Source organism: Bacillus sp. FSL M7-0003, from assembly GCF_038628485.1.
GTDB lineage: Bacteria > Bacillota > Bacilli > Bacillales > Bacillaceae > Bacillus > Bacillus safensis.
In genome coordinates this window covers 3,661,385-3,677,597 of record NZ_CP152024.1, presented here as the reverse complement: position 1 = coordinate 3,677,597, position 16,213 = coordinate 3,661,385, and the positions used below count along the sequence as shown (strand labels likewise).

Annotated in this window: 14 protein-coding genes and 4 tRNA genes; 16 read left to right on the top strand and 2 right to left on the bottom strand. The window is 39.3% G+C overall.

The window, feature by feature from the left end:
- Nucleotides 1–72 precede the first annotated feature (72 nt).
- A complete protein-coding gene (locus MHI23_RS18850) occupies nt 73–930 on the bottom strand; it encodes a hypothetical protein (RefSeq protein ID WP_087976588.1) in 858 nt (285 codons plus the stop codon).
- A gap of 108 nt (nt 931–1,038) precedes the next feature.
- Here MHI23_RS18850 and MHI23_RS18845 point away from each other — a divergent pair, with 108 nt between their 5' ends.
- From MHI23_RS18845 to MHI23_RS18810, 8 genes are all read left to right on the top strand, one after another.
- Nucleotides 1,039–1,995, top strand: coding sequence for a DUF4885 family protein (locus MHI23_RS18845; protein WP_342492178.1), 957 nt, complete (start codon nt 1,039–1,041; stop codon nt 1,993–1,995).
- Nucleotides 1,996–2,208: 213 nt separating this feature from the next.
- On the top strand, nt 2,209–3,573 hold the full coding sequence (gene dnaB, locus MHI23_RS18840) for a replicative DNA helicase (RefSeq protein ID WP_003214779.1): 1,365 nt from the start codon (nt 2,209–2,211) through the stop codon (nt 3,571–3,573).
- Nucleotides 3,574–3,702: 129 nt separating this feature from the next.
- Nucleotides 3,703–4,116, top strand: a complete 414-nt coding sequence (locus tag MHI23_RS18835; protein WP_087978696.1) for a VOC family protein — start codon at nt 3,703–3,705, stop codon at nt 4,114–4,116.
- A 254-nt stretch (nt 4,117–4,370) separates the two neighbouring features.
- The gene (locus tag MHI23_RS18830) at nt 4,371–5,660 is read left to right on the top strand and encodes an adenylosuccinate synthase (protein ID WP_024424032.1); all 1,290 of its coding nucleotides are present in this window, start codon (nt 4,371–4,373) and stop codon (nt 5,658–5,660) included.
- A gap of 136 nt (nt 5,661–5,796) precedes the next feature.
- On the top strand, nt 5,797–6,930 hold the full coding sequence (locus MHI23_RS18825) for a DUF418 domain-containing protein (protein ID WP_342492177.1): 1,134 nt from the start codon (nt 5,797–5,799) through the stop codon (nt 6,928–6,930).
- Nucleotides 6,931–7,408: 478 nt separating this feature from the next.
- On the top strand, nt 7,409–8,194 hold the full coding sequence (locus MHI23_RS18820; protein WP_342492176.1) for a hypothetical protein: 786 nt from the start codon (nt 7,409–7,411) through the stop codon (nt 8,192–8,194).
- 5 nt (nt 8,195–8,199) lie between these two features.
- Complete coding sequence (locus MHI23_RS18815; RefSeq protein WP_342492175.1) at nt 8,200–8,562, top strand: hypothetical protein; 363 nt, start codon at nt 8,200–8,202, stop codon at nt 8,560–8,562.
- On the top strand, nt 8,549–9,652 hold the full coding sequence (locus tag MHI23_RS18810; RefSeq protein ID WP_342492174.1) for a hypothetical protein: 1,104 nt from the start codon (nt 8,549–8,551) through the stop codon (nt 9,650–9,652). The genes MHI23_RS18815 and MHI23_RS18810 overlap by 14 nt, the downstream gene beginning before the upstream one ends.
- A gap of 157 nt (nt 9,653–9,809) precedes the next feature.
- Here the strand turns inward: MHI23_RS18810 and MHI23_RS18805 are convergent, their stop codons facing one another.
- Nucleotides 9,810–10,334, bottom strand: coding sequence for a peroxiredoxin family protein (locus MHI23_RS18805; RefSeq protein WP_024424031.1), 525 nt, complete (start codon nt 10,332–10,334; stop codon nt 9,810–9,812).
- A gap of 343 nt (nt 10,335–10,677) precedes the next feature.
- Here MHI23_RS18805 and MHI23_RS18800 point away from each other — a divergent pair.
- The 8 genes from MHI23_RS18800 (at nt 10,678) to yycI (ending at nt 16,211) form a co-directional block, all read left to right on the top strand.
- Nucleotides 10,678–10,753: transfer RNA gene (locus MHI23_RS18800), tRNA-Lys, on the top strand.
- Nucleotides 10,754–10,759: 6 nt separating this feature from the next.
- Nucleotides 10,760–10,831 (top strand) — tRNA-Glu (locus MHI23_RS18795).
- 82 nt (nt 10,832–10,913) lie between these two features.
- Nucleotides 10,914–10,990, top strand: a tRNA-Asp gene (locus tag MHI23_RS18790).
- 27 nt (nt 10,991–11,017) lie between these two features.
- A tRNA-Phe gene (locus MHI23_RS18785) sits at nt 11,018–11,090 on the top strand.
- A gap of 348 nt (nt 11,091–11,438) precedes the next feature.
- On the top strand, nt 11,439–12,146 hold the full coding sequence (yycF, locus tag MHI23_RS18780; RefSeq protein ID WP_060698917.1) for a response regulator YycF: 708 nt from the start codon (nt 11,439–11,441) through the stop codon (nt 12,144–12,146).
- Nucleotides 12,147–12,153: 7 nt separating this feature from the next.
- Entirely contained in the window at nt 12,154–13,992 is a 1,839-nt protein-coding gene (walK, locus tag MHI23_RS18775) for a cell wall metabolism sensor histidine kinase WalK (RefSeq protein WP_024424029.1), read from the top strand.
- Nucleotides 13,982–15,361 carry a two-component system activity regulator YycH gene (yycH, locus tag MHI23_RS18770; protein WP_076840605.1) on the top strand — a complete coding sequence of 460 codons (1,380 nt, stop codon included), beginning with the start codon at nt 13,982–13,984 and terminating at the stop codon, nt 15,359–15,361. Before walK ends, yycH begins: the two co-directional genes overlap by 11 nt.
- Entirely contained in the window at nt 15,348–16,211 is an 864-nt protein-coding gene (yycI, locus tag MHI23_RS18765) for a two-component system regulatory protein YycI (RefSeq protein WP_024427621.1), read from the top strand. The genes yycH and yycI overlap by 14 nt, the downstream gene beginning before the upstream one ends.
- Nucleotides 16,212–16,213: the final 2 nt, after the last annotated feature.

Genomic DNA, 16,213 nt, shown 5'->3' with positions numbered 1-16,213 from the left:
GCAATGAAAAAAGTAAGGGATGTTCCCTTACTTTTTGATCAATCGGTGTACATGTCTGTAAACACCATTCAATTAGAATCCATCTGTAACATCATATTCGTAACGAATATCGGCTTTGACATTGCTCATAGTAGATCTCGCAGTAGCCTTTGCGTTGTACTTAAAGCTCCATTTTTGAGCCACTTTTAATTCATCTTCCAGTGAAATACGATAAGACCCACTTGTTGCAGATGAAAAAAGTGATTGGTTCCAAATTTTGTTTTCATCAGCCATCAGTTTGTGTGTGACATTTCCTTGGTTAGGCGATTGGGTACTAGTTGTTGAAATCGATTTAACGATAGCATTGTTAGGAATAGAAGAATTGGTCGTTAAATCCATTGTAATGACAGAAGAATCAACACCTGCTAGATTCAAAGATGAATTCCCCAGGTTGGTAGCAGTACCGGTAAAATTGAATGTCCCATTCCCAGATTTGATACGATCTTGAATGGAGACAGTAAAATACATATTCCCTGTATATGAGCCACGGGTCACTTTCACAAAATAAGTTTCTGAAGTTGAAGTAACGTCACCAGTATTTGCAAATATAAAGGGTGTTACTGAATCAGGATTAATCACTCTTGACCCTGGTTTAGAACTCTTCGAATTATACACCTCGATTTTCATTCCCGTATATTGCTTATTATACGAACTTCGCACATAGACCCTTTCACCCTTATTGATCGTGAACTGATAATACGCTTCATTTTCACCTTCAGGTAAGATTGTTGTATCTGGGCGACTATTTTTCCAATATCCCATTGAGCTTGCTGTGTTAGGGCTGTTATTCCCCGTAATAGCCGCTTCTGCTGAATGAGTTGCAAAAAAACTAGTAACAAGCACTAATGCCAATGCAGGTAACAAAAAACGTTTGAAGATAGTATTTGTCATATTTTAACCCTCCTTGTAATAATTACTATATCGGATCAAAACTAACAAATTTTAACTGAATTGCCGATATATTTAATAATCACTATTTTTTTAAAAAGGAGAATCAAAATGAATATTAATACGTCATACACGGCAGGTGCTTCAAACAATCAGAACAGAATCGATTATAAAGGTCAATCAGCTATTAAAAGTACAAATGAGGTGATGACCGAATCTGATAGACGGATGAAAATACTAGATGAAAAATACGAAAAAATAAATGAACAAAATAAACGTTTCGAAAATCCTCATGGGCATATACACGATAAGTATCGAAATCCACGCTCTCCTTATTTCAGGAGTGATCTAACTAAAGTAGAAAGAGAAGCTGCATATACGATGGAGATTGGCTGGGCTAATTCTGGAAAAGGAGGTCAATATGACTTTAATGACGCCATCTTCCGTAACGAAAAACGGTACGATCCTACTCAAGAAAGCGTAGAGAAAAAAATATTCAATCGTCAAAAGGTCAACGAACAATTACAAGATTTATTCTCTAAAAACGGTATAACCATTCCTAAAAACACAAATCTCACTTTTACCATTGACCCGAACAATTTCAAATTAGTGGTAAGTGGTTCAAAAGACGAATCGCTGATGAAACAAATAGAAGACCTATTAAGTACAACCAACAATACAAGAGAATTATTTTTCCATATTATGAAAAGCAGAAATGATGATTCTACTCAATTCACACCGGATTCTCTAGCAAAGTTCCATCTTGTCAATCAAATCAAAACGGTGACAGGCTACAATTTAAAAGATTTAAGCATTGTAAATGGTCAATTTGTAACGGATAAAGGAATCAATATTTTTGATCTATACAAAGAAGAACTTCTTAAAAATCCATATACAGCAGAAAATGCGCGCATTGCCGCTTCACATTACGGTGCACAGCTATTTGACCTAGCGAAAAACGGGTTTGATTCCATTCCAGATTTGGTTTTATCTATTGGTTATCAAAACGGTTCTTTACAAGACATTGGGCAAAAAGTGAATTATGGGGTTAAGAAAACGATAGATTAACAAAACTTGAACGATGACAGATACAAAATCATTAGCGATAACGAAAGACTCTATAACAATTGATGTTACAGAGTCTTTTCTATTGAAATGCGCTGGTTTGCACAAAATATCAACATGGTAATTTTGACTATAGTCGATGTTTTTCACTTTTTTATTGATGAAAATGTTAAAATGATGAGTAGCGTATTTTTTTATGAAAGGACGGTGCTTGGCATGACGGAACTTCTCGATGACCGGCTGCCGCCGCAAAATATAGAAGCCGAGCAGGCCGTATTAGGTGCTGTTTTTTTAGAACCATCCGCGCTAACGCTCGCTTCTGAGGTATTAATTCCAGAGGATTTCTATAGAATGTCGCATCAAAAGATTTACAATGCGATGCTTGTACTTGGCGATAGAGGGGAACCGGTCGATCTTGTCACGGTGACATCTGAGCTTGCCAATACAGATTTACTAGAAGAGGTAGGCGGGATTTCGTATTTAACCGATATTGCGAACTCTGTCCCAACTGCTGCAAACATTGAATACTATGCAAAAATTGTAGAAGAGAAATCTATTTTAAGACGTCTGATCCGTACTGCGACGACCATTGCACAGGATGGGTACACGCGTGAGGATGAAGTAGAAGACTTATTGAGCGATGCTGAAAAGACCATTATGGAAGTGGCGCAGCGTAAAAACTCAGGAGCCTTTCAAAACATTAAGGACGTTCTTGTTCAAACATACGATAATATTGAACAGCTTCATAACCGTAAAGGCGATATTACAGGGATTCCAACAGGTTTCTCTGAGCTTGACCGGATGACAGCTGGATTCCAGCGAAATGATTTAATTATTGTAGCGGCCCGTCCATCAGTAGGGAAAACCGCCTTCGCATTGAACATTGCCCAAAATGTCGCGACCAAAACGGATGAAAGTGTCGCCATCTTTAGCTTAGAGATGGGTGCTGAGCAGCTCGTTATGCGTATGCTTTGTGCAGAGGGGAATATCAATGCACAAAACCTAAGAACCGGTAATCTGACAGAAGAGGACTGGGGCAAGCTGACAATGGCGATGGGGTCGCTGTCAAACAGCGGAATTTTCATTGACGATACACCTGGAATCAGAGTAAGTGAAATTCGCTCGAAATGCCGCCGATTGAAGCAAGAAAATGGTCTTGGCATGATCCTGATTGACTACTTGCAGCTCATTCAAGGGAGCGGGCGATCAAGCGATAACCGTCAGCAGGAGGTTTCTGAAATCTCTAGGGCATTAAAATCGCTGGCAAGGGAGCTTGAAGTTCCGGTTATTGCCTTGTCTCAGCTTTCCCGTGGGGTAGAGCAGCGTCAGGACAAACGTCCGATGATGTCTGATATTCGTGAATCAGGAAGTATCGAGCAGGATGCCGATATCGTGGCATTCCTTTATCGTGATGATTACTATGACAAAGAATCAGAGAATAAGAACATTATCGAAATCATTATTGCCAAACAGCGTAACGGTCCAGTTGGTACAGTATCACTGGCGTTCGTCAAAGAATATAACAAATTCGTCAATCTGGAAAGAAGATTTGATGATGCGGGTGTTCCGCCCGGTGCTTAAAGCCCAGCTGAAGAAGCTGGGCTTTTTTGATTGATCTACATCGAAAGAATGATTGAAAAAACAATCAAAATGAGGAGGAGATAGAAAAAGAGAGAGCGTATACTAAAAGGAGAAAAGGAGTGAAGACTGATGAAATTTCAACAGTTTGAAGCCGCTCAATTACGTATCGCACGCCCAACCGTCAACATGAAAGAGGTTGTTTCCTTTTATGAAGAAGGCTTAGGGCTCAAACGAATAGGCTCATTTGATCAGCATGAAGGGTACGATGGTGTGATGCTCGGGCTGCCTCACCAGCATGTTCATTTAGAAATCACCAAACATGAAGAAGAAGACAGCCTGCCCGTCCCGCATCCAGAACAGCTGCTTGTTTTCTATATTCCAGATGCAGAGGAATTTCAGCAAATGAAAAAGAGATTGCTCTCATTTGGCGGACGGCATGTCACCTCAACGAATCCATACTGGGACCGGGGAGGAGCAACCATTGAAGATCCAGATGGGTATCGAGTTGTGCTGATGAACACAGATGGTATTACACCTGTTTAAAAAAGACGCCCATTGTTGGGGGTCTTTTTATGTTGATGAACAGCTGGAAACGATAAAAAGTTGTTTTTGCTCGAAATCTCCATTTTTAAGCACTGGAAAAGTGATTAAAGCGCTTTTCTTTATATTTAAAACGAACAAAATTTGATTTCGATATATTAATGTTCGGATTTCGCGTTGACTTTTTCGTTGTGCATTGATAAAATAAATGTGTTTGAAAGAGATAACGTTTTGAAAGGTTAACGGAGGTGCACGATATGTCTTCAGTAGTCGTAGTAGGTACGCAGTGGGGTGACGAAGGGAAAGGGAAAATTACCGATTTCCTTTCAGAAAATGCAGAGGTGATTGCCCGTTATCAAGGGGGAAACAATGCAGGTCACACGATCAAATTTGATGGAGTGACATACAAGCTACACCTCATTCCATCCGGTATTTTTTATAAAGAGAAAACTTGTGTCATCGGTAATGGAATGGTGGTTGATCCTAAAGCGTTGGTCACTGAGCTTGCGTATCTTCACGAACGGAATGTGAGTACAGATAACCTCAGAATCAGCAATAGAGCCCATGTTATTCTGCCTTACCATTTAAAATTGGACGAGGTAGAAGAGGAGCGGAAAGGGGCTAACAAGATCGGTACGACGAAAAAAGGAATCGGACCAGCTTATATGGATAAAGCTGCCCGCGTCGGTATCCGTGTCGCAGATCTATTAGATCGTGAAGTATTTGAAGAGAAGCTTGCACGCAATCTAGAAGAGAAAAATCGTCTTTTAGAGAAAATGTACGACACAGAAGGCTTCAAGATTGAAGATATTTTAGACGAGTATTATGAATATGGCCAGCAAGTGAAAAAATATGTCGTAGACACATCTGTTGTTTTGAATGATGCACTAGATGAAGGCCGCCGCGTGCTATTTGAAGGAGCACAAGGGGTCATGCTTGATATCGATCAAGGGACATACCCATTTGTGACGTCATCTAACCCGGTAGCTGGAGGCGTGACGATTGGTTCTGGCGTAGGACCAACGAAAATTCAACATGTAGTCGGCGTGTCAAAAGCGTACACAACACGTGTTGGAGATGGCCCATTCCCAACAGAACTCCATGATGAAATTGGCGATCAAATTCGTGAGGTTGGCCGTGAATACGGTACGACAACTGGACGCCCGCGCCGTGTCGGCTGGTTTGACAGCGTTGTTGTCCGTCATGCACGCCGTGTGAGCGGAATTACAGATTTATCTCTTAACTCAATTGATGTACTAACAGGGATTGAAAAATTGAAAATCTGTGTCGCCTATAAATTGAATGGAGAAATCACTGAGGAATTCCCAGCAAGCCTAAATGAATTAGCGAAATGTGAGCCTGTCTACGAAGAAATGCCAGGATGGACAGAGGATATTACAGGCGTAAAGAACTTAAGTGAACTGCCTGCAAATGCCCGCCATTATTTAGAGCGCATTTCACAATTAACAGGTATTCCACTTTCCATTTTCTCAGTCGGACCAGATCGTTCACAAACGAACGTTGTCCGCAGCGTGTACCGTCCATAAGAATAGATTGATGAAGCACCAGTAAAATCTCGCATTTTACTGGTGTTTTTTTGTTTAAATATTCCTTAATTTCAATAGAACGGACTTCCGGTCTTTACCAAAATATGATAACTGTATAGGAGGAAGGAGCGTTCTAGTGAAAGAAAGAATACGATTATTAGATATTTTACGAGGTTTTGCCATACTAGGCACCTTGGGAACGAACGTCTGGTTTTTTGCGTATGCAGGGGATACCTTTGCGACAGATCAGATTGCGGATGAATATGAAAATGGCAGTTTTCTAGAAAGTCTTGTCTCCATGTTCGTTTATGGAAAAATGCTCTCGCTGCTCACGATCATGTTTGGTGTTGGATTGGAGCTGAAATACCAGCAGGCAAAAAGGAAGGGCACGCCTTGGCCGGGTACTTATTTATGGATTCTTTTATTTTTATTTATCGAAGGCTTTGTCCATTTTACGCTTGTGATGGAATATGATGTGCTCATGAGCTATGCCGTTACGGGGCTGCTTATGGCTTACATTGTACGGGGAGGAAGCAGGCGCATCAAAAAGGGCATGATTTTTTCAGGTGTGATTCATTTGCTCATGATGTCATGTCTGATGCTGTACTCCCTCTCTGAAATGGAGTCAGCGACCGATGATCAAAGCGGTGGACCAGCGCTGGAAGAGCAGCTGCCAGAGACATGGATCTCGCAGGTTCAAGAACGGTTACAATACTTCTTCATGTACCGAGAAGAAGCGGTCTTTATTATTCCAATGAACACATTTCTGTTTTTATTAGGTGTGCGGATGATGAGAGCCGGTGTATTTTATGCAAATGAACGCGGACAATCTCTCCGGAAAATATTGTTCCGAATCGGACTGTGGATCGGTCTGCCGCTGAATGCACTAGTTTTCGTACCGAACGATTTAGTGGAATTTGTGGTGCGCTACGCCTTTTCACCATTCCTCTCTATTTTCTATATAGCTGTCATTGCGAAGCTCCTCGCACGCACGGAGTCATGGTTCATGTGGACTTGGTTTGAATATGTAGGGAAAATGGCGCTTAGCTGCTACATCCTGCAAAATGTCATCTGCTCCATTCTTTTTTATAGCTGGGGATTGGGTCTTGGCGGTCAAATCAATGCGCCTCTTATTGTATTGGCATGGCTGTTGATTTCACTTCTGCAAATCGCGGTTTCAGCAGTTTGCCTAAAGGTTTGGAGAATTGGACCAATGGAATATATCCGTTCACGGGCACTTCGCAGGGTGACGATGAAACAAGCATCATAAAGGGGAGAGCACAATGTTTTATAAAAAAATGACGAAAAGAGAACAAGCGAATGCACATAAAGCAGCTGTGCCGGCATTTGTCTTTTATTTTCGCCACAGACTGGCTATTTAACAAAAGAAGTACCCTTTATGTTTTATCAAGAGTCAAGAAAATACAAATAAATATCTAATTATAATCTCACATTTATATATGCTATGAAGAAAAGGATAGTTGCACAGGTATTAAATCTGATTGCATCTATCCTTTTTGTACAACATTTGCTCTCGTTTACAACAACAATAAATTTTTCAGTACAAAATCACAACAAATGATCATATTCTCTTCAACAATTGCGCCCTTAAAATAAATAACTAAGATAAACCTCAGCCTTAAAATGGCTCCATTTTGTTCTTCTACTAATGCACCCAATAATAAAAAGATTTACAGGTTTCCATTAATTATGATTAAAGTTTATAATTATAATATGGAGGGAATAAAATGACTAATATTGGGACATTAAATGATCAAGATATAATCAATTTTTGCAATGATGGAAAATTAATTACAGAAAACTTTTCTTTAAAAAATGTAAAACAAGCTTGCTATGAATTAACTGCAAGTAATATTTATTATGATATTTCTAACGCTCATCAAAAACACATATTAGAAGAGAATGAATACATACTTATTAAACCCAAACAAATTGTAGTAATCCTAACAGCAGAATCTTTATACCTACCTAATGATATGTTAGGCAGAATATTAACAAAAGGAAAACTTTTTTCAGTTGGACTTTTACCAGTCAATACTTATGCAGATCCAGGTTTTCAAGGAAAATTAGGCATCGTATTTTCCAATATTTCAAATAATTACTTAAAAATTACTCAGGGAGAAGCTATCGCTAAGATTGAATTTAACAAATTAGAAATGGCTGTTACTAAACCTTATTCTGGACAACATGGATTTGAAACAGGTATTTGGCCAGTTCTAACTGAATATATTTTGAATTCAGAAGAAATTAAATCTGATAAAAGAATTAAAAATACTTCTACAGAGATTGAACTCTCATATGGTAAAAAATTTACAGGTGTAATAAAAAGAATAGAGCAATACGAGCGGAGGTTTTTACTTGCTACAATCCTTTATTTAACTATTACATTAGTATTAATAGGAGTATTTTCTGGAACGGAATGGCTTAATACGATCACAACAGTAGCAATCGGATTAGGAGTAAATATTATTTATGGTTTCTTAGCATTTTTTTTAACTCAATTTAAGGAGTGAGTAGTTTGGATATTTCTAAAATAGTAGCTTTACAAAAAGAGTTTGATGAAAATCATGGGTGGAGTCATAACAGTCCTACTACATCTGAGAAAATAGATTTTATAAATAAGGACATAATAGGTTTAGTTGGAGAAATTGGGGAGTTCTCAAACTTAATAAAAAAATTAAATTTATTAAATAATCGTTTCTCAGATGAAGAATTAAATGAAAATTTTAATGAATTTCTTCCAGACCTTCAAGAAGAATTAATAGATGCATTTATTTATGTTATTAGAATATCCTCTCATCTCAATATGGATATAAGTAAAGAATATTTACGAAAATATAATATTAATAAAGTGAGATTTGAAAAATATGAAAATAAATAATATTGATAAGCCTAAAAATATTTCTTATGACTTTAAGGGAATTAAAATCCCTTCTCGTTTCTTTTTTGCTCCTATAAATACTGGATTATCCGAAAATGGTTTATTAAGTGAAGAGTTTTTCGATTTTTATAAAGAAAGATCACACAGTTCTATCGGAATAAATTACATTGGTAATGTAGCAATTGATCCAAAGTATGTAACAAACCAAAATACGGCTTATTTTACTAATCAAACTGTTCAGTGGGAGATGCTTGTAAAATCTATACGTAAACAAGGTTCTGTTCCAGGTATACAAATCGCCTGTAGAAATTCATCTCTTATCCCTATTCGCAAAATGATTAACAATAATATAGAAGCTTATTTAAATAAAGTAAGAAAAGATATAGTCAATATACCTAAAGAAGAAATACAGGATATTATTCAGAAATTTATAGCTGCAAGCATTAAAGCGAGTGATTTAGGGTTTGATGTAATTCAGATTCATGCAGCACACGGTTATTTTTTGTCGCAACTTATTAATAAAAGCTTAAATATTAGAGTTGATGAATACAATGCTGCAGATCTATATTTTTTAAAAACAATTATTAGTGGCATACGCGATAAAAAACCGAATTTAATTATAGACTTGAGAATCTCATTTTTAGAGGGTATTAAGAATGACATACAAGAAAAAGTAGAAAAAGATGAATTAATTAATAAACTAATTGATTTAGATATTGATATTATTAGTTTTTCTAATGGTATATATGATATCAATAAACAATTAATTTATCCCCTTGAACAATGGGGACATGCTTGTTTTTTAAAAAATATATTTAAATACGCTGACAAATATCCAAATATATTATGGAACTACTCAGGTAATATATGGGATTTAGACATATTGCCATTAGATGAACTTCCGAATAATTTAAGTTTTTCTCTAGGAAGATCATTAATAGCTGATCCATTATTTGTTGAAAAAAGTTTGAATAATAAAACTGATTTAATTAATAGATGCGAATTTAAAAATAAATGCCATTACTATTCCCTTAATCTAAATCATATAGGTTGCCCAATTTATGAATTGAACAAAAATATGCATGTCTAACAAGCACTCTACTTCATTGAATTTTAAAAATTTCATTTTTGTGGAGCTGTTAATGTGGGCATTTAAGAGGCCTACAAAATAAAAAGTACATCACTTATATATAAGGGATGTACTAACTATTATAAAATGTGTGACATTAAAGATGAGAGTTTTTTCCTTACTTCAGACTTTTATATTGGCCTTTTAAATTTTTACGGATGTACTGAATGATTTTGCGTAGTTCGTTGGCATGTGGTCTGCCAAACGGACTTGTTTGTCTTTGCTGATAGAGCACTTGACCTTTTTCATTTAATAAGAAATAGGCGGGTTCACCGTGCACCCCGTGGTCTTCATATGGGGCATCTTCCCCGTGATAGTGGACTTCATATGCTTTTAATGACGTGAGGTCATGGTCATACATGATCGGGAAGGACAGTCCCTCTTTATCCGCAAATGCCTTCAAGTCATCAGGGTTATCCGTTGAAATCGCCATCAAGTGAATATCCTTGTCCTGAAAATATGATTGCTGCTGTTCGAGCTCTTTTAACTCTTCTACACATACCGGACACCAAGATCCTCTAAAGAAAACGATCAGGTGCCAGCTTTGATGCTCCTCTAAATGTTTGTCGAAATCAATGTGATCGCCCTGTATTGTTGGAAGTGAAAAGTTGGGCATTTTATCTCCTAATTTGAATGAACTCATACTGCTTCCTCCTTTTTCAATGACAATGTCACTTATTTCATGTATAGCCATTTTTGAGCGGCCTGAAACGTGCCTATGTGTTTGAGTAGGAAGAGGTCACCCGAAAAGGCGTATCTAATGAAGGCGGTTGCAGAAGTGGGGGCTTTGATAGGAGATATTTAAATCCGACACTTTTTTTAAAAAAATGTCGAAAAACGTATTGCCATATGTAATTACTCTATGATATTATAAATCTCGTTGTTGCAAAGGTCTCTGAAACTTGTTAGGATGCGATGTTCCAGCTTTTTTAAAGCGATTGGTTTGGCGCAATACAGCTTCTTCAGATTCACTTTTCACAAACCGAGAGCCATTAGCTCAGTTGGTAGAGCATCTGACTTTTAATCAGAGGGTCGAAGGTTCGAGTCCTTCATGGCTCACCATGTATTGGCCCGTTGGTCAAGCGGTTAAGACACCGCCCTTTCACGGCGGTAACACGGGTTCGAATCCCGTACGGGTCATTGATTTACTTTAGCGTTAAGCTAATTTTTTCCTCACTTGCTTGAAGGAGCACCACGATTGCTTTTTCGGGCAAGTTACTGAGGTCCGGTAGTTCAGTTGGTTAGAATGCCTGCCTGTCACGCAGGAGGTCGCGGGTTCGAGTCCCGTCCGGACCGCCATTTATACATATTCATCTTTTTGATGATGGCTCGGTAGCTCAGTTGGTAGAGCAACGGACTGAAAATCCGTGTGTCGGCGGTTCGATTCCGTCCCGAGCCACTTCCAAACGCATCTGCAATCGCAGGTGCGTTTTTATTATGAAAAGAAGGCATAAAAAGGGAGAAGCCGGACCTAGGTAGGGCCCGGCTCCATAAGAAGAAGACGTTACAACTATATAGACGGCTGGTGATTGGAAAAGTTTCAATAAAAAAGGAAAAAGTCATCAATTTTTTTCGGGCGGCACCTTCCTATCCAACGTTTACTAGAAAAGAAAGCCGTTATTATTTTTATCTTTGCCTCGTAAAACGTTATAATAGACAGTGAGCCTTTTTTTCATAAATGGAAAAGGCGTAATGATACATGCAAAATGGAATGACATAGATGCTAAAAATGCAGGAGGAAATCACAATGGAAAAAAAGATTCTTGTCGTAGATGATGAAAAACCGATTGCTGATATATTGGAATTTAATTTAAGGAAAGAGGGCTATGAGGTTCATTGTGCATATGATGGAAACGAAGCCCTTGAAATGGTAGAAGAAATCAAGCCGGACATTATTCTGCTCGACATTATGCTGCCGAATAAAGATGGTGTTGAAGTATGCCGTGAAGTGAGAAAGAAATATGACATGCCGATTATCATGCTGACAGCAAAAGACTCTGAAATTGATAAAGTCATCGGCCTTGAGCTTGGCGCAGATGATTATGTGACGAAGCCTTTCAGCACACGTGAGCTGCTTGCCCGTGTGAAAGCGAATTTGAGAAGACAAACCGCTACTCCGCAGACGGAGGAAGAATCTGAATCAAATGATATTGAGGTTGGATCACTTGTTATTTATCCAGATGCGTATGTGGTGTCTAAGCGCGAGGAAACGATAGAATTAACGCACCGTGAGTTCGAACTGCTTCATTACTTAGCGAAACATATCGGACAAGTCATGACACGTGAGCACTTGCTGCAAACGGTATGGGGCTACGATTACTTCGGAGATGTCCGTACAGTAGACGTTACAGTCCGCCGTCTTCGTGAGAAGATTGAAGACAACCCTAGCCACCCGAGCTGGATCGTAACAAGACGAGGCGTCGGCTACTATTTAAGAAACCCAGAACAGGACTAAGATTCTTATGAGTAAAGTAGGTTTTTTTCGCTCGATTCACTTTAAATTGACCTTGATTTACGTGCTGCTGATCATCGTTGCCATGCAGATCATTGGCGTGTACTTTGTGAAGCAGCTAGAGCAGTCCTTAATTAATTCATATGATAATTCCTTGAATCAGCGAATCTACTCGTTATCGTATTACCTAGAACAAGATTCATCGAAAAGCAAGGCAGAATTAAAAGAGGATGCTCAAAAGATATTAAACGATTTTAACAACAAAGATGAGTCTAATGAAATCTCTGAAGTCAGCTATATTGATGAAAGCAGAGAGGTCATTGCCTCTGTAAATAACGGCAGCCAAGAGATTGCTGGTAAGAAAATTACTGATCAAATCATTAGCCGTATTTTCGCGGTTGGCAAAGACTATGAGAAAAAATTCTATGACCCTGAGTCAAATAAAAGGGTCCGTATTTCTGCGACAGCCGTAAAAAATGAGAACCAAGAGACCGTTGGTGTGATTTATGTTGTGTCTTCAATGGAAAGTGTGTTTAACCAAATGCGAACCATTAACACCATTTTAGCGACTGGGACACTGATTGCACTTGGGACGACTGCTCTACTTGGTATCTTCATCTTTAGAACGATCACTCATCCTATTTCAGATATGAGAAAGCAGGCGATCGAGCTTGCCAAAGGGAACTTCTCCAGAAAGGTCCGGAAGTATGGGCATGACGAGATTGGCCAGCTTGCGACAACCTTTAACCATCTGACGAGAGAGCTGGAGGAAGCTCAGCTGATGACGGAAGGGGAGCGGAAAAAGCTTTCTTCTGTTATTGCCTATATGACGGACGGTGTCATCGCAACGAATCAAAACGGTGCAATTATTCTATTAAACAGCCCTGCTTTAGAGCTGTTAAATGTTTCACGTGAAACAGCACTAGAGATGCCGATCACGTCTTTACTTGGCTTAGAGGAAACTCATACATTTGAAGATTTAGTCGAAAATCAAGATTCCATGCTGATCGAAATTGAGCGCGAAGATCAGCTGTCTGTATTGCGTGTTAATTTCTCCGTCATTCAGAAAGAGCATGGGAAAATTGATGGCTTAATTGCGGTCATTTATGACGTCACAGAGCAGGAGAAAATTGATGCTGAACGCCGTGAATTCGTAGCGAACGTATCGCATGAGCTGCGCACACCGCTGACGACGATGAGAAGCTATCTTGAGGCACTGGCTGAAGGTGCGATTGGTGATAAAGAGCTTGCGCCAAGATTTCTCAGTGTCACGCAAAATGAAACGGAGCGCATGATCCGGCTTGTCAATGACCTGCTGCAGCTGTCTAAGTTCGACAGCAAGGATTATCAATTCAACCGTGAGTGGACGAACTTTATCAGGTTTATCTCGCTCGTCATTGATCGTTTTGAAATGACGAAGGAGCAGCATGTCGATTTTATCCGCAACCTGCCGCAGCGTGAAGTATATGTAGAAATCGATCAAGATAAAATTACACAGGTGCTCGATAATATCATTTCCAATGCCATGAAATACTCACCAGAGGGTGGACACATCACGTTTACCGTTGATCTGGATGAAGAGAAAGGCCTTGTGTTATTCAGCGTGAAAGATGAAGGAATCGGTATTCCGAAGAAGGATATGGATAAAATCTTTGAACGTTTTTATCGGGTAGATAAAGCAAGAACAAGAAAGCTCGGCGGAACCGGCCTCGGTCTTGCGATTGCAAAAGAAATGGTTCAAGCTCATGGCGGAGATATTTGGGCTGACAGCATTGAAGGAAAAGGGACAACGGTGACCTTTACCCTTCCGTACAATGAAGAACAAGAGGATGATTGGGATGAAGCGTGAGACCTTTAAAACCATAATATTGACAATCCTAATTGCGATCAGTCTTGTATTTACGTGGAACATCTGGATGTTCCAGCCCGTCATGCAGGATCAGGCAGATACCGGCACACAGGTCGTGGAAACGAAGAAGATTTCAAGCGACGAGCCTAGAAGTCTCATTGATGTCGTGAAGCCGCGCGAGATGTTCATTCATTCAAATGGAGAGCATTTTAAAGTGGATCAAAAGGAACTCTTTCAAAACTTTTGGAATGATGTGAGCCTTTGGGATGTCAAAGAGATTAATGATGTGTCAGATCAATATTCCGAGCAGAAATTTAAGAATTTCTTCTATGGACGCGAAGGACAAGGGAAGACATTGGATCTTGTGTTCAATGATCCGATTCCGATTGATATTTTCCAAGCGCTCTTTAAATGGCCGAACAAGTCCATTGAATACAACTCGTTTGATCGGATGATCGTGCCGTTCGCTCAGCAGGATAAGGCGAATAAAAAAGTATATTTGGTCTCATACAGCAAGGAGACGGTGCTTGAGCTGACAATTGAGTCCGCCAATTACCGTAATCTAATGAACAGTATCGCAGCCGCTCAAAACGAGATGCCGCGCTATGATCTTTATACATTCTCGACGAATTCTAAACGAGATTTCCTTCTTCCGAGAAAGCAAAAGCAGCTTGAATCGAAAATGTTCTTTATCGAAACGATTAAGACAAACAAATTCAAAGACGCTTTGTTTACGGACCCGAGCCTTGTCGGTGAGGAATCTAATTTAAACCGGACGGTGTACACAGATGGCACAAGCCGCCTTGAAGCCAATCAAAAAGACCACCGCATTCAATATCAGCACCGCAATATCAATTCCAGCACTGTTTTCCAAACGGGGGATTTGATTAAGCGAAGCGTGAAATATTTCAATGATACGGGAAGCTTTACTGATGACTATCAATATTTTGGCATCAACAGCAACCAGCAGCTGTCCTTTAATATGTTTATGGACGGTCTGCCGATCGTTAACAGTACAAAGCATCCATTTGGGATGACCTCCCTTGAAGTCCAATGGGCGAATGATGACATTTTGAATTACAAGCGCCCAAACTATATTCTTGGCAATAAAGCGAGTCAAAGTGAACAGGTCAAGCTGATGAATGGGACAGAGCTGAAGGACTTGATCATCAAGCAGACGAAATATGATGATCTGGAGAAAATTGAACAGATTTTCCCTGCATATCAAGCTGCTTCAACTGCATCAGATCAAGATCAAGCGATGTTTGTCTGGCTGGAGCCTGTATGGTGTATGAAGTATAACGGCAAAACCGTGATTCTATCGAATGATCTTTTGACAGAGGGGAGCGAGAATCATGGAGTGGAATAAGACCAAAACGATCTTTATCCTAGCCTTTCTCGTTCTCGATATCTTTCTAGGTTTTCAATACTTTGAAAAACGGTCAACCGATCATTTTGCGATTATCGAAAAAACGGATACGCTGGAAGAAATGAAGGCAGACGGGATCAAATATGGCAATCTATCAGATGAAGCGAAGATTGGATACCGCATTACAGCTGAAAAGAAGCAATATACGAAAAAGGATGTCGACGGATTAGCTGATCAAAAGGCGAAAAGCACATTCCCTAAAACGGAAAAAGATGATCCTGTCACGCTGCTTGAAATGACTTTCAATAAACCAGTTGCCTTGCCGAAAAAGGACATCAAAACAGCGGCGACGAACCTTGTGAACCAGCGTTTGCTGGATGGGAAGAATTATAAGCTGTGGAATATAGATGAAGAGACAGGAAAAATCGTCTTTTTCCAAACGTATAAAGGGAAATACATCTTCCAAGAAGGCCTTGATGACACCGAAACCATTGGGCAAATCACCTTAAATCTCAACGATCAAAACGAAGTCGTCTCATATCAGCAATCGATGGTGACATCGATTAATGAAGTGAGAAAAGAAACCCTTGTCCCAGCACTTGAAACAGTGAAGGACTTATATACGCAAAATATGCTGAGTCAAAATACGACCGTGAAAAAGGTAGAGCTTGGCTACTATACGCAATACCCTGGGGCAAGCACGCAAGTCATGGTTCCTGTATGGCGGGTGGAGCTTGAAGGCGTATCAGCAGGTTCAAAGAAAAAGACAGAGGAAGAATATTTGATCAATGCCATTGATGGCTCAACACTTGATCATATAGAGAAAGATGACAAATCTTCAATGGAGTGAGA

Excerpts from the sequence above, each read along its gene's own strand:
- MHI23_RS18850 (WP_087976588.1), bottom strand. The coding sequence starts at position 930 with ATGACAAATACTATCTTCAAACGTTTTTTGTTACCTGCATTGGCATTA.
- MHI23_RS18845 (WP_342492178.1), top strand. The coding sequence starts at position 1,039 with ATGAATATTAATACGTCATACACGGCAGGTGCTTCAAACAATCAGAAC.
- dnaB (WP_003214779.1), top strand. The coding sequence starts at position 2,209 with ATGACGGAACTTCTCGATGACCGGCTGCCGCCGCAAAATATAGAAGCC.
- MHI23_RS18835 (WP_087978696.1), top strand. The coding sequence starts at position 3,703 with ATGAAATTTCAACAGTTTGAAGCCGCTCAATTACGTATCGCACGCCCA.
- MHI23_RS18830 (WP_024424032.1), top strand. The coding sequence starts at position 4,371 with ATGTCTTCAGTAGTCGTAGTAGGTACGCAGTGGGGTGACGAAGGGAAA.
- MHI23_RS18820 (WP_342492176.1), top strand. The coding sequence starts at position 7,409 with ATGACTAATATTGGGACATTAAATGATCAAGATATAATCAATTTTTGC.
- MHI23_RS18810 (WP_342492174.1), top strand. The coding sequence starts at position 8,549 with ATGAAAATAAATAATATTGATAAGCCTAAAAATATTTCTTATGACTTT.
- MHI23_RS18805 (WP_024424031.1), bottom strand. The coding sequence starts at position 10,334 with ATGAGTTCATTCAAATTAGGAGATAAAATGCCCAACTTTTCACTTCCA.
- yycF (WP_060698917.1), top strand. The coding sequence starts at position 11,439 with ATGGAAAAAAAGATTCTTGTCGTAGATGATGAAAAACCGATTGCTGAT.
- walK (WP_024424029.1), top strand. The coding sequence starts at position 12,154 with ATGAGTAAAGTAGGTTTTTTTCGCTCGATTCACTTTAAATTGACCTTG.
- yycH (WP_076840605.1), top strand. The coding sequence starts at position 13,982 with ATGAAGCGTGAGACCTTTAAAACCATAATATTGACAATCCTAATTGCG.
- yycI (WP_024427621.1), top strand. The coding sequence starts at position 15,348 with ATGGAGTGGAATAAGACCAAAACGATCTTTATCCTAGCCTTTCTCGTT.